The 13538-nt window shown below is 37.7% G+C and carries 15 protein-coding genes and 1 pseudogene; 12 read left to right on the forward strand and 4 right to left on the reverse strand.

The window, feature by feature from the left end; all coding sequences use genetic code 11:
- Window positions 1-85 precede the first annotated feature (85 nt).
- The 4 genes from ACLBXA_RS10510 to ACLBXA_RS10525 all read left to right on the forward strand — a co-directional run bounded on the left by ACLBXA_RS10510 (window position 86) and on the right by ACLBXA_RS10525 (window position 5134).
- Window positions 86-1522, forward strand: a complete 1437-nt coding sequence (locus ACLBXA_RS10510) for a S41 family peptidase (protein WP_447617200.1) — start codon at window positions 86-88, stop codon at window positions 1520-1522.
- 91 nt (window positions 1523-1613) lie between these two features.
- The gene (locus ACLBXA_RS10515; RefSeq protein ID WP_447617201.1) at window positions 1614-2816 is read left to right on the forward strand and encodes a PDZ domain-containing protein; all 1203 of its coding nucleotides are present in this window, start codon (window positions 1614-1616) and stop codon (window positions 2814-2816) included.
- A 225-nt stretch (window positions 2817-3041) separates the two neighbouring features.
- A complete protein-coding gene (locus tag ACLBXA_RS10520) occupies window positions 3042-4757 on the forward strand; it encodes an ABC transporter ATP-binding protein (protein ID WP_000944607.1) in 1716 nt (571 codons plus the stop codon).
- A gap of 65 nt (window positions 4758-4822) precedes the next feature.
- Window positions 4823-5134, forward strand: coding sequence for a heavy metal-binding domain-containing protein (locus tag ACLBXA_RS10525; RefSeq protein WP_000637523.1), 312 nt, complete (start codon window positions 4823-4825; stop codon window positions 5132-5134).
- A 116-nt stretch (window positions 5135-5250) separates the two neighbouring features.
- Here ACLBXA_RS10525 and ACLBXA_RS10530 read toward each other — a convergent pair whose 3' ends face one another.
- From ACLBXA_RS10530 to ACLBXA_RS10545, 4 genes are read right to left on the reverse strand one after another with little or no spacing between them, the layout of a single operon-like run.
- Window positions 5251-5610, reverse strand: a complete 360-nt coding sequence (locus tag ACLBXA_RS10530) for a hypothetical protein (protein ID WP_000186323.1) — start codon at window positions 5608-5610, stop codon at window positions 5251-5253.
- 2 nt (window positions 5611-5612) lie between these two features.
- Window positions 5613-6158 carry a flavodoxin family protein gene (locus ACLBXA_RS10535; RefSeq protein ID WP_000497589.1) on the reverse strand — a complete coding sequence of 182 codons (546 nt, stop codon included), beginning with the start codon at window positions 6156-6158 and terminating at the stop codon, window positions 5613-5615.
- Between the two features lie 4 nt (window positions 6159-6162).
- On the reverse strand, window positions 6163-6531 hold the full coding sequence (locus ACLBXA_RS10540; RefSeq protein ID WP_001219192.1) for a MerR family transcriptional regulator: 369 nt from the start codon (window positions 6529-6531) through the stop codon (window positions 6163-6165).
- A gap of 51 nt (window positions 6532-6582) precedes the next feature.
- Window positions 6583-7476 carry a LysR family transcriptional regulator gene (locus ACLBXA_RS10545; protein WP_001100016.1) on the reverse strand — a complete coding sequence of 298 codons (894 nt, stop codon included), beginning with the start codon at window positions 7474-7476 and terminating at the stop codon, window positions 6583-6585.
- A 151-nt stretch (window positions 7477-7627) separates the two neighbouring features.
- Between ACLBXA_RS10545 and ACLBXA_RS10550 the strand changes: the two genes are divergently transcribed.
- The 8 genes and pseudogenes from ACLBXA_RS10550 to uvrB all read left to right on the forward strand — a co-directional run bounded on the left by ACLBXA_RS10550 (window position 7628) and on the right by uvrB (window position 13538).
- On the forward strand, window positions 7628-8650 hold the full coding sequence (locus ACLBXA_RS10550) for a YeiH family protein (RefSeq protein ID WP_000438423.1): 1023 nt from the start codon (window positions 7628-7630) through the stop codon (window positions 8648-8650).
- Window positions 8651-8885: 235 nt separating this feature from the next.
- Entirely contained in the window at window positions 8886-9083 is a 198-nt protein-coding gene (locus ACLBXA_RS10555) for a helix-turn-helix transcriptional regulator (RefSeq protein ID WP_071731503.1), read from the forward strand.
- A 57-nt stretch (window positions 9084-9140) separates the two neighbouring features.
- Window positions 9141-9212, forward strand: a pseudogene (locus ACLBXA_RS10560) (ATPase); the annotation flags it as partial.
- A 17-nt stretch (window positions 9213-9229) separates the two neighbouring features.
- Window positions 9230-9457 carry a hypothetical protein gene (locus ACLBXA_RS10565; protein WP_000524123.1) on the forward strand — a complete coding sequence of 76 codons (228 nt, stop codon included), beginning with the start codon at window positions 9230-9232 and terminating at the stop codon, window positions 9455-9457.
- A 99-nt stretch (window positions 9458-9556) separates the two neighbouring features.
- The gene (locus tag ACLBXA_RS10570) at window positions 9557-10318 is read left to right on the forward strand and encodes a MerR family transcriptional regulator (RefSeq protein ID WP_000260349.1); all 762 of its coding nucleotides are present in this window, start codon (window positions 9557-9559) and stop codon (window positions 10316-10318) included.
- The gene (locus tag ACLBXA_RS10575; RefSeq protein WP_000025208.1) at window positions 10315-10935 is read left to right on the forward strand and encodes a hypothetical protein; all 621 of its coding nucleotides are present in this window, start codon (window positions 10315-10317) and stop codon (window positions 10933-10935) included. Before ACLBXA_RS10570 ends, ACLBXA_RS10575 begins: the two co-directional genes overlap by 4 nt.
- A 44-nt stretch (window positions 10936-10979) precedes the next feature.
- Complete coding sequence (locus ACLBXA_RS10580) at window positions 10980-11411, forward strand: DUF4362 domain-containing protein (protein ID WP_000151993.1); 432 nt, start codon at window positions 10980-10982, stop codon at window positions 11409-11411.
- A 150-nt stretch (window positions 11412-11561) separates the two neighbouring features.
- Complete coding sequence (gene uvrB / locus ACLBXA_RS10585; protein WP_017763744.1) at window positions 11562-13538, forward strand: excinuclease ABC subunit B; 1977 nt, start codon at window positions 11562-11564, stop codon at window positions 13536-13538.

Here is a 13538-nt window from a genome sequence, read left to right on the forward strand (position 1 = left end):
TATAGTAGAAATAGGTAAAGGCATCACACACTGTGTGATGCCTTTTGCTACACCACCTGTGTGTTTTGGAAAGGGGAATTCCGCATTGAAACGTAGAGTTGCAATTATTGGAATGGTTGTTGCATTTTTAATTGGTGCTGGCGGAATGTTTGCAGGCATGTCTGTATTTGGGGTTAACCCAGCAGAAGTAACGCAAACAATTTCGAGTGGGAATGCTAGCACTGCGCAAGGGAATTTGGCAAAAATTAATGAGGCGTATGCACTAATTGATTCACGTTATGTGGAAGACGTGAAAGATGAAAAGTTAGTTGAAGGTGCAATACAAGGCATGTTGTCTACGCTGAAGGACCCTTATTCCACGTATATGGATAAAGAAACAGCCAAACAGTTTAGTGAATCGCTTGATCCTGAATTAGAGGGGATTGGGGCTGAGGTGAACAAAACGGACGATAAGCTTATTATCGTATCACCAATTAAAGGTTCACCAGCAGAAAAGATAGGAATTAAACCGAATGACCAAATTTTATCTGTAGATGGAAACAGTGTGAAAGACTTATCACGTGAAGAAGCAGTATTAAAGATCCGTGGTAAAAAAGGAACGACTGTCGCAATTGAAATTAAACGTGCGGGAGTAACTGATCCGATTGTATTTAAAATTAAGCGTGAAAAAATTCCGATCTTTACAGTGTTTAGTTCTGTGAAGCAAGAGAGCGGAAGAGATATCGGTTATATGCAAATCACTTCTTTTGCTGAAAATACAGCGAAGGAATTTAAGGATCAGTTAAAAGAGTTAGAGAAGAAAAATATAAAAGGCTTAGTTATTGACGTGCGTGGTAATCCTGGTGGTTATTTAAATAGTGTAGAAGATATACTGGGAGAAATTATGACGAATAAAAAGCCGATGCTACAAGTAGAGCAGCGAAATGGTGAGAAGAAGAAATTCTCTACGGAACTGAAAGAGAGAAAACCATATCCAATTTCAGTATTAATTGATAATGGAAGTGCTTCTGCTTCAGAGATTTTAGCTGGTGCACTGAAAGAAGGAGAAGGATACGATTTAATTGGTGAAAAGACATTTGGTAAAGGTACTGTCCAGCAAGCTGTTCCATTTAAAGACGGCAGCAACATTAAATTAACGATGTTTAAATGGTTAACACCGGATGGGAACTGGATTCATAAAAAAGGAATCGCGCCAACAGTAGAAGTGAAGCAACCAAATTATTATCATGCGACACCAATTCAAATTGAAAAAACACTTTCATACAATTCAAATGATGTACAAGTAAAACATGCTCAAGAAATGCTTAAGAGCTTAGGATATGTACCAGGTCGTGAAGATGGATACTTTAGTAAAGAGACAGAATCAGCGCTGAAAGCATTCCAAAATGCGAATGAAATGGAAGCGACAGGACAGCTTGATATAAAGACAGCTGAAGCGATTCAAACTAAAATTATCGAAAAAATCCGTTCTGGAGAAAATGATCTACAATTACAGTCAGCATTAAAATTAATGGCAAAATAAGAAGAAATACAGGCAGTTTGCTGCCTGTATTTTTTTGTGTTAAACAAACGTTTGTTTAGTTATGATAATATAAAAAGAAAGAATGATATAAATGGTGGTGAATGAGTTCGTGGAGTCTTGGATTTTTGAAATAATGCGGGCAGTTGGACGTTTTTTCTTACACCCTGCTGTCTATATATTTGTAATAAGTAGTATCTTCGTTGGATACTTACGTATGTTAAGAGAACGAAAAGATTTTTCTTTTAAAGTTTATGATATTTGGTTTGAACTGCGAACCTCTCTATTTGTAGGGATTGGATACGGATTAGTAGTATCTATTATTACGATTGGGCTTGGACTTGTTGTTTCTAAAGCAAGCTTATGGGCCATTTTAATTTGGACATTACTATTTGGATTAACGGCTATGTATCGATATTTATCAGCGGCTTATACATTTAGCATTGCGATTGTATGTGTTCTATTATCTTCTAAGCTACCAGTTTCCTTCTTACAGCTTCGAGAAGGTGAAGAGAATACCATTGTATCCCTTGCTATTTTGCTAGGCGTTATGCTTATTGTAGAAGGCTTATTGATTTCTAAAAACGCAGTAGGATATTCTACACCGAAGATTAGGAAGGGGAAGCGTGGATTAAAGATTGGTTTACACGAATCAAAGCGTTTATGGATCGTTCCTATTTTTATTCTTGTACCGGGTGATGCGGTAACGCAGTTTATTTCATGGTGGCCTGTCGTTTCAATAGGTTCAAATACATATTCTCTATTTCTCGTTCCATTTTTAATTGGATTTATGAGAAAGATTAAAAGTTATGAGCCGACGGAAGCTTTATTATTTACAGGAAGACGTGTTTATGGGTTAGCAGGACTTGTGCTCGTTTTAGGAATCGCAAGTTACTGGTGGCATGTACTTGCAATTATCGCGATGGGAGTCGCAATGCTTGGGCGTTTCACAATTTCGATGCAAGAGAAAATTACTGATGAAACAAGACCAGCGTATTTTGCTGCACGCAATGATGGGCTCGTTGTACTAGATACAATCCCAAATACAATTGGAGCAGAGCTAAAATTACTACCTGGAGAAATTATTACGAAAGTAAATGGAGTCATTCCAAAAAGCGCCGAGGAATTTTATGATGCGCTTCAAACGAAGACGACAGGAGCATTTTGTAAATTAGAAGTATTAGATACAAATGGTGAGCTTCGTCTTGCACAAACTGCATTATATGCTGGTGGACATCACGAATTAGGTATTGTATTCGTTGAGCAGGAGCATGAGTGGGATTCGGAAGCGATGTAATAGAAGGAATGGTATCACCTTGTGGTGGTACCTTTTTTGTTTTGGGGGAGGGTAGTTAGTAAATGAAATTTATATCGGCGATTATTTGAATATATCGACTCTCTGGAAAAAATGACAAATACCAAAAATCTTATTTTTAGTTTCATAGACGGATAACTTGAATAATTATTTGATAATGGTTATCATTTAGAGAGTCTTTTTAATTTTGGAAAATGGAGGTAAGATATGCTGCGTAAATTTTTTTCTTACTATAAACCGTATAAAGGTTTATTTATACTCGACTTTTCTTGTGCGGTTGTCGCAGGATTACTAGAACTTGGCTTCCCGCTTATCGTAAATCAATTTATTGATAAGTTATTGCCAGGACAAAACTGGACGCTTATTTTATGGGCTTGTTTCGGTTTACTTGCAGTGTATATATTAAATGCAGGCTTACAATATGTTGTTACATATTGGGGACATATGCTTGGTGTTAACATTGAAACGGATATGAGGCAGAAATTATTTGATCATATTCAAAAGCTATCATTTAGATTTTTTGACAATAATAAAACAGGTCATTTAATTTCACGTCTTACAAACGACTTAATGGAAATTGGGGAAATTGCTCACCATGGACCAGAAGATTTATTTATCGCTATTATGACTTTAGTTGGGGCATTTTCATTTATGATGATGATCAACTGGAAGTTAGCGCTATTAACGTTCTTCGTCATTCCATTCTTATTATGGTTAGCACTTTACTTCAACAAAAAAATGACAGGTACATTTAGACGTTTATTCTCAGACGTTGCTGACTTCAATGCATGTATTGAGAATAATGTTGGTGGTATTCGCGTAGTACAAGCATTTGGAAATGAAAAGTTTGAGAAAGAGCAATTTGCTGTTAACAACGCTCGTTTCCGCACAACGAAATTAATGGCGTATAAAATTATGGCATTAAATTCATCGATTAGTTATATGCTCATGCGTCTCGTAACACTCTTCGTCTTAATATGCGGTACATGGTTTGTTCTGCAAGGTGAATTAACGTACGGTGGATTTATTGGATTCGTTCTATTAACGAATATTTTCTTCCGCCCAATTGAAAAAATTAATGCGGTAATCGAAAGCTATCCGAAAGGGATCGCTGGTTTTAAGAGATATGTAGAGCTTCTTGAAACAGAGCCAGATATTGTAGACTCTAAAGGTGCGATGGAAGTTAAACATGTACATGGTGATATTCAATATAACAACATTACGTTCGGATATGAAAATAAAGAACCGATTTTAAATGACATTAGTTTGAACATACATGCAGGTGAAACGGTTGCGTTCGTTGGACCATCAGGAGCTGGAAAAACAACGTTATGTAGTTTACTCCCACGTTTTTATGAACAATCGTCTGGTTCAATCCGAATTGATGGTATTGATACGAAAGATATGACATTATCTTCACTTCGTAAACAAATTGGAATTGTGCAGCAAGATGTGTTCTTATTCTCAGGAACGATTCGTGAAAATATTGCTTACGGAAATTTAAAGGCGTCAGAAGCTGAAATTTGGCAGGCGGTAAAACGTGCGCAGTTAGAAGACTTAATTTACTCACAACCAGACGGTTTAGATACCGTTATCGGTGAGCGTGGTGTGAAACTTTCTGGTGGACAGAAACAGCGTCTAGCGATTGCTCGTATGTTCTTGAAAAACCCACCAATTTTAATATTAGATGAAGCGACTTCTGCATTAGATACAGAGACGGAACTAGCGATTCAAAAATCGCTTGCAGAACTATCTGTCGGCCGTACAACATTAGTTATCGCTCACAGGCTTGCAACGATTAAAAATGCAGATCGTATCGTCGTTGTAAATAAAGATGGTATTGCAGAACAAGGTTCGCATGAGGAACTAATTGAGCAAGGCGGAGGATACAGCCGATTATACGAAGCTCAGTTCAGTTCATAAATATAATTTCTGCTGAATTAGTGCACCATAAGTAAGTGAAAATCTTATATGGGAGGCTATAAAGCATGATTGTAACAACAACGTCTACAATTCAAGGAAAAGAAATTATTGAGTACATCGATATCGTCAATGGAGAAGCGATTATGGGCGCGAATATCGTTCGTGACCTTTTCGCTTCTGTTCGTGACGTTGTTGGCGGTCGCGCGGGTGCTTATGAAAGTAAATTAAAAGAAGCGCGCGACATCGCAATGGAAGAAATGAAAACTTTCGCAAGACAAAAAAATGCGAATGCAATTGTTGGTATCGACGTGGATTACGAAGTAGTTCGCGAAGGAATGCTAATGGTTGCGGTGAGCGGGACTGCTGTCCGTATATAAAAGTGAAAAAGCCGTGCTGATGCACGGTTTTTTCACTTTTATTAATGCTATTCTGTGTCGAAGTTCCAATATTTCTTGGGAAATGCGGAAGGCCTTGTCGATATATAGGGAAGACATTAGAGCGCTTCTTTACATTTTCGGATTTGAACTAATAATGTTTCGTATTCTTGTTCGAGAGATGTGATGTCATCGTGATGATTTGGTATGGAAATTCGGCCGATGATTTCTGTTAATTTTGTTTGTAATCGTAATAATTCTTGTTCAGTAACGTTTACAGAATCCCCGGTTGTTCTTTTTGTGTATTGCTCGTAATTACCATGGAATATTCTTGGTTCACTCTCATCTACTTGTAGAATATGGTCTGCAACAGAGCGAATAAAGGCACGGTCATGGCTAATGAAAAGTATTGTGCCAGGGTATTCTTGTAACATAATTTCTAATTCTTCTTGCGTCGCTAAGTCTAAATAGTTTGTCAAACTTATTTCTGTTCGCTATTTTTGAATTTATTATTATACAATTGTGCTTTTGCCAGCGCCTCAGCATCGTTTTGGATTTCATCTAGTCCATTCGCATCCCCAATAATATATCCTTCAAATGATGAACCAACAAAATCAAAGATGTATTGAAACTGAGCGATAAGCGGCAATGCTTTCAGTTTTGGATTGTCTCCGCCAACGATGACAACATACATTTTTTTGCCTTTCATTTTTTCTTTGAAATGAAGAGATGTATCGCGCAAGCTTTGTGACCAACGATCGACGAAGTTTTTCATATGTCCGCTCATTCCGTACCAGTATAGCGGTGTAGCAAAGATAATTGTGTCGTGCTCTAACATGCGTTTCGTTAACTGCTCATAATCATCATTTACAGGTTGGAATCCTTCTGCATCATGACGCTTATCTGTAATAGGATAGACTGTGTGATCACGTAAATAAATTTGTTCTGTTTCAATTCCATCAATCATCATATGTGTTAAAGCTTCCGTATTTCCGTTTTTTCTTGAACTGCCATGTATAACAAACATGTAATCATCCCTTTTCTTTTGCTTGTTTTAGGAGTGAAACGTGTTTTTGCAAATTTGTTTGAATGTTGGAAAGCAATGAGATTTGCTTTGTTACTTCATTGAGTTTATCTTCATAAAGCGTAAGAATGCTGCTGCACGGATTGTCGTATAGGTGCGGTTCAATTGCAAGGCAACGCAGCATCCTTGCCGTCTCTTCTAAATTTAAGCCAATTTGTAAGTACATTTGAATAAGCTCCACTTTTTCGATGGCACTTTCATCAAAATCACGGTAGCCATTTGCGAGGCGCTTAGAAGGGAGTAGTCCCTTTTCTTCGTAATGTCTTAGTGATCTTTCACTAACGCCAGTTTCTTTTGATAATTCTCCAATTCGCAATGTGTTTCACTCCTTTTACATGTATTGTAAACCTTCACACTAATGTGAAGGTCAATGCTGTTTTTTCGCAAAAGAGTCTACATGATTTAAAAACACCTGAATGGCTTTAGACGGGATGAAGTATTTGCCGCGCACGATGGAGAATGGACGGATGAGTTGTTCATTTGGAACTTCGACGTGGAATAGCTCTTTTGCCAGTAGCTCTTTTCGTACAGTCCAATCAGAAAGTATAGCGATGCCAAGTCCGGCACTAACTGCTTCCTTAACGCTTTGGATACTACTAAATGTAAAGAATCGTTTCATTTTCAAATGGTGTTGATGAATAAAGCGGTCACTATAAGCGCGTGTACCAGAACCACTTTCTCTTAATACCCATACTTGATCTTGGAGTGTACTTTCATTTATTTCATTTGTGCGGAGCAGTGGATGATTTGGAGGGACGACGAGCTTCATTTCATCTTGCATAAACGTTTCAACGTCAACGTCGGCGTATACGACTTGCCCTTCCACTAAGCCGATATCGATTTGATTAGAGCGAAGACTTTGTAAAACGTCTTCTGTATTTGAGATAAAGGTATGAACTTCGACGTGTGGATTTTCATTCGCATAGTTAGCCAGTATTTTTGGAAGTAAGTATTCGCCAATTGTGAAACTAGCACCGATGCGAAGAGTTCCTGTTACAACGTTATGTAATTCGTTAATTTCTTGTTTGGCTTCTTCGTAAAGAGAGAGCATTTGCTTTGCATGTATATATAGTATGTTTCCAGCCTCCGTCACTTGGACGTGCTTTGGGGAGCGCTGAATAAGAGTAGTGCCAAATTCGTTTTCTAAGTTGCGTATATGCATACTTACGCCAGGTTGTGAAAGGTTTAATAATTCTGCTGCACGTGAGAAGTGTTTCTGTTCAACGACAGTAACAAATATTTTTAAAATGTCTACGTTCATGTAATGGGCTCCTTTCTTTTTCTATCATCTTATCATAAGTATTTCTGATGATAGAGATTTGGTATTGATATTAAACTTATTATAGAAACTCTCTTATAATGTAAGTAGAAAGAACATGCATGTTCCAATACGATTATTGGGGTGGTACAAGGTGGAACAAACACTTGTTATACAAAAGAAGAAGGGCTTTGGATTTTCGCAAGGAATTGGGATTACATTATTAATCGCAATTGCCGCGAAATATTTAGCTGGGCTTCCATTTTTAAATATTATGGGACAATTAGTAATTGCTATTCTAATTGGGATGGTTTGGCGCGCTGCAATTGGAGTTCCTCATGATGCGATTGCAGGAACGAACTTTGCGAGTAAGAAGTTACTGCGCTTTGGGATCATCTTACTTGGAATGCGATTAAATCTTGTTGATATTGCGAAGGCGGGGCCGAAAGTATTGGTCATCGCGGCGGTTGTTATTACATTTACTATTTTTGTTGTGTACGGACTAACGAAAGTATTTAAAGTAGAAAAGAAACTTGGGATTTTAACAGCATGCGGTACGGCAATTTGCGGCGCGGCCGCGGTTGTGGCAATTGCACCGCAAGTGAAAGCAAAAGATGACGAAACAGCAGTTGGAGCAGCGATTATCGCAATTTTAGGTACTATATTTACGCTTATTTATACGTTATTATATCCAGTGCTTGGTTTATCTCCATACGGTTACGGTGTATTCTCAGGTGCGACGCTGCATGAGATCGCCCATGTCATCGCAGCTGCGGCACCAGGAGGAAGCACGGCTGTAGACATCGCAGTTATCGTGAAATTAACGCGCGTTGCAATGCTTGTGCCAGTAGCGATTTTAATTGGATTATGGTTTGGTAAGAGTGAAGGTAGCGAGGAAAAAAAATCGTGGCGCGATCTTCCAATTCCGTGGTTCATCTTCGGATTTTTAGCGATGAGTGCAGTGCATTCGCTCGGGGTTATACCAGAAGTTGTTGCCGGCTACATTGTTGTCATTGCTTACATGCTGATTGCAATGGCGATGGCGGGGCTTGGTTTAAATGTAGAGTTTAAAACGTTCCGTAAGTTAGGAAGTAAGGCATTCGTGGCGGGGCTGATCGGCTCGGTTTGCCTTTCTATTCTTGGATACGTTCTTGTATATGCGTTAGGATTTATGTAGTAGGACGAAGAAGCTGTTCCAAAAGATATTTTGGGACAGCTTCTTTCTTATGCTTATAGTGCTATCGATGTCGATATATTAAAAAAACGCTGATATAAATTGAACTACTCTTGTACTTTGTTAGAGTAGATGTTTAGTGAAATGTTTTTCTAAAATTTGTAAAGATATCTTTACTTGTTGCTGGAAAATATTTATAATTTAAGTAAAGATATCTTTACTTTTGAAGGTGGATCCTATGGGTGTGAAAAATAAAATAAAAGAGTTAAGAAAGCAAAATCATATAACACAAGTTGAAATGGCAAAGGCGATGCAGGTGACGCGGCAGACGATAGTGGCGATTGAAAATCATCATTACAATCCGAGTCTAGAGTTATCCTTAAAAATCGCCAAGTATTTTGGAGTGAAGGTGGAGGAAATCTTTACGCTGAAGTAAGGGAGAAAGAAAATAAATGATAAGTTTGAGAGATTTCAATTAGATTAAACGTTTAAATATATAAGGATTGGTTTTGGTTTATTGATAAGTATCGCATCAACGAGCGTGTTAGCAACAAGGAATAGATAGAAAAAAGGGGAACTGGGATGGGATTACCGGTATTATGTGTCGCTACGGCTATTTTTGCTTTGTTTTGGGGAATGCAGAACTTCTCTCGTAATCCAGTGCCAAGTATTTGTATTATGCTCGGTACTGTCGGTTTATCATATTATTTATTAGTTTCAGCTCATTATCATAAAACAGCAACGAGTGTTGTTGTTGGAGCACTTATTTTATTTTGTGGGCGCGCCATACAAAAGGGGTTATTTCCATAAAAGCTGTTTATACACTTTGTATAAACAGCTTTTTGTATTTTTTTACAAATTACTTGAAAGTTACGTAACGTCATCTTTTATAATGAAGGGGAAGAGGTGATGGTAGTGATTTCAATACAAGAATTGACGAGAGAAACAGGGGTTACAGTACGTACATTACGTTATTACGATCAAATAGATTTGTTAAAGCCGAGCGGGAAAACAGAAGGTGGGCATCGTTTATATAGTGAAGTTGACGTAATAAGGCTGCAACAAATTTTATTTTTAAAGGAAATGGGATTTTCATTAAAAGAGGCTGCGAATATGTTAGTAAAAGGTGAGCTTAACTTAAAGGATTCTCTTGAAAAACAACTTCGGTTTGTACAGGAAGAACAAAAGAAATTTAATCGAATGGAGCGTGTTTTACAAGCTGTTGTTTATTCGGTAGATGTGGAGGGAGATCTTGATTGGAAAGTTATGTTTGAACTTATTCAGCTTTCGAAACAGTCTCCTCGTATACGTGAAATATTCCAAAATGAAGTGTTTTCAAAGGAAGAACAAAAGTTGCTTCACAATTTGCCGAATATGAGTGAAGAAGATCCGAATGTTTTAGAATGGGTAGATTTATTAAAGCAATTCCGTACTTTTATGAAGGAAGGTAAAGAAGCTGCTAATGATGAGGTACAAGGGGCAACGAAAAAATTAATGCAGAAGTGTTTAGAAATGGCTAATGGTGACGAAGCATTTTTAGATAAGTTATGGGAAGTTAGAAAATCGAAGGAAGATTCACAGAAAATGAGCATGTATCCAATTGAAGAAGAACTTTTAATATATATGGATGAAGCTTTTCGTATTTATGATGAAAAGGAGAAGGATAAATGAGTATACTCGCAGAATATCGTTGGTATTTTTTAATTGGGGCAGAAATTGTATTTTGGTTATCAGCTATCGGTTTCTTTTTACTCCGTTACGGATTCCGTTTGAAAAAGGCGAGCTTTATTATGGGGATTGTACTCCTCGTAAATGAAGTGTTTATTTTAACATTAGGGGTAGTGGACTATTATCAAACAGGAAAGTTCTCTAATTTTCAAATCATTACTGTAATTATTTTATTGTATGCAGTTTTCTACGGGAAAAAGGATTTGAAGAAGCTGGATATATTTGCGCAAAAGCTAGTTGCGAAATGGCGTAATGAACCAGCGCCAATTATGGAAGAGCACGTAGAATTAACAGGTATGGCCTATGCGAAGCAGGAAATAAAAAATTGGGTATTACATCTTGTTTTATTCGTTGGTGTGCACATATTCTTTTTCTTTGCGTATGGATTTATTTCGTTTGAACAATGGGGTAATTGGTTAGAATCGGGAATCGTTTTAAATAAAGCTGCAAGTCGCGTGAGCCAAGTGTGGGCAATTATATTTTTAGTTGATACAGCGATTTCATTTTCATATGTGATTTTTCCGAAGAAGGAGAAAGGAAAAGAAAAGCTACTTTCATAGTTGAAAGTAGCTTTTGGGTATACAAATAATTTTTATAGGAGAGGATGACAATAGGAAAAAGAATCAGTTTTATATGTCTATTTCTCTTTAGTTTAGTAGCATGTGCACCATCTAACACTACAATTAACAAGAAGAATGATGTCATTGTAAAGGGAACCAGGATTTCCAATCTAGATAAATTCGAGCAGTTCGTTTGGAATGTGGAACAAGGGAAAGTTGATGAAATAAGAATTGTACAGTATACCGATGAAGGTGACCCGGTTTTTCAAACGTTAGAGCATAGTGGGAAAGATATCCTTTATGTGTTAGATAGTAGACAAGACAAATTTGCTGGTGAGGATAAAAGGTTATATAAAGATAGCTGTAAAAGGATTGTTAAAGAGCAGCGTGAATCGCAAACGGCTTATAGGTTAATAGACTGTGTGAATGAAAATGGGCGCAATGGATATGACTTAGTATATGTACCTAAAAAATAGAGTTAGTAGAGGAAGGAAGTATTTACTCCTTCCTTTTTCTATGTGTATATTGTCGAAAACTTTACCGAATATCTGTTCGTTTTTTTAGGTTTTTTATAGGTATTCGTGGTAAAATAATAATACAGATTTTTATGAGGAGGTCGGATTTTCTTGGAACGTCAATTTGAAATTGTCTCAGCGTATTCCCCGCAAGGTGATCAGCCGGTAGCTATAGAGAAGCTTGTAGAGGGAATTAATAGTGGAAAGAAAAAGCAAGTGTTGCTTGGAGCGACAGGAACGGGTAAGACATTTACGATTTCAAATGTCATTAAAGAAGTGCAAAAGCCAACACTTGTCATGGCTCACAATAAAACATTAGCAGGTCAGTTATATAGTGAGCTAAAAGACTTTTTCCCGAATAATGCAGTTGAATATTTTGTTAGTTATTACGATTATTATCAGCCAGAAGCGTATGTACCACAAACAGATACGTTTATTGAAAAGGACGCGCAGATTAATGATGAAATTGATAAATTGCGTCACTCGGCAACGTCTGCATTATTTGAACGGGACGATGTAATTATCGTTGCGAGTGTATCGTGTATATATGGTTTAGGTTCTCCTGAAGAATACCGCGAGTTAGTTGTGTCACTTCGAGTTGGTATGGAGAAGGACCGCAATCAATTGCTTCGTGAACTTGTTGATGTACAGTATGGACGTAATGATATTGATTTCAAGCGTGGTACATTCCGTGTGCGCGGAGATGTAGTTGAAATCTTCCCAGCATCACTTGATGAGCATTGTATTCGGATTGAATTTTTCGGCGATGAAATTGATCGTATTCGTGAAGTAAATGCGTTAACAGGTGAAGTATTAGCAGAACGTGATCATGTAGCAATCTTCCCAGCATCTCACTTCGTTACACGTGAAGAGAAAATGAAGGTCGCTATTGAAAATATCGAAAAAGAATTAGAAGAGCGTTTAAAGGAATTAAATGATAACGGTAAGTTGCTAGAAGCACAGCGTATAGAGCAACGTACACGTTATGATTTAGAAATGATGCGCGAGATGGGCTTTTGTTCAGGGATTGAAAACTATTCCCGTCATTTAACACTTCGTCCAGCGGGTGCAACGCCGTATACGTTATTAGATTATTTCCCGAAAGATTTCTTAATTGTTATGGATGAGTCGCACGTATCAGTGCCACAAGTAAGAGCGATGTATAACGGGGACCAAGCACGTAAGCAAGTGCTTGTGGATCATGGATTCCGTCTGCCGTCAGCTTTAGATAATAGACCGCTCATGTTTGATGAGTTTGAGGAGAAAACAAATCAAGTTATTTACGTTTCGGCGACGCCAGGACCGTATGAGTTAGAGCAGTCACCAGAAGTAATAGAACAAATTATTCGTCCAACAGGGCTTTTAGATCCACCAATCGATATACGACCTATTGAAGGTCAAATTGACGATCTATTAGGAGAAATTCAAGATCGTATTGCAAAAAATGAACGTGTACTAATTACGACTTTAACGAAGAAAATGTCAGAGGATTTAACGGATTACTTAAAAGATGTAGGAATTAAAGTGAACTATCTTCACTCTGAAATTAAAACGTTAGAACGTATTGAAATTATCCGTGACCTTCGCCTTGGTAAGTTTGATGTACTTGTCGGTATTAACTTATTACGAGAAGGATTAGATATTCCAGAAGTATCACTTGTAGCGATTTTAGATGCTGATAAGGAAGGGTTCTTGCGTTCAGAACGTTCGTTAATTCAAACGATTGGTCGTGCGGCGCGTAATGAAAACGGCCGCGTTATTATGTACGCAGATCGCATAACGAGATCGATGGGAATTGCAATTGAAGAAACGCAGCGTCGTCGTACTATACAAGAAGCTTACAATGAAGAGCATGGTATCACGCCGAAAACGATTCAAAAAGGTGTTCGTGATGTAATCCGTGCAACGACAGCGGCTGAAGAGACAGAAACATACGAAGCAACTCCTGCTAAGAAAATGACGAAAAAAGAGCGCGAAAAGACAATTGCGAAGATGGAAGCAGAGATGAAAGAAGCAGCAAAAGCGTTAGACTTCGAGCGTGCAGCTGAACTAAGAGATTTACTATTAGAATTAAAAGCGGAAGGGTGA

This window comes from Bacillus sp. D48C (genome assembly GCF_053345735.1).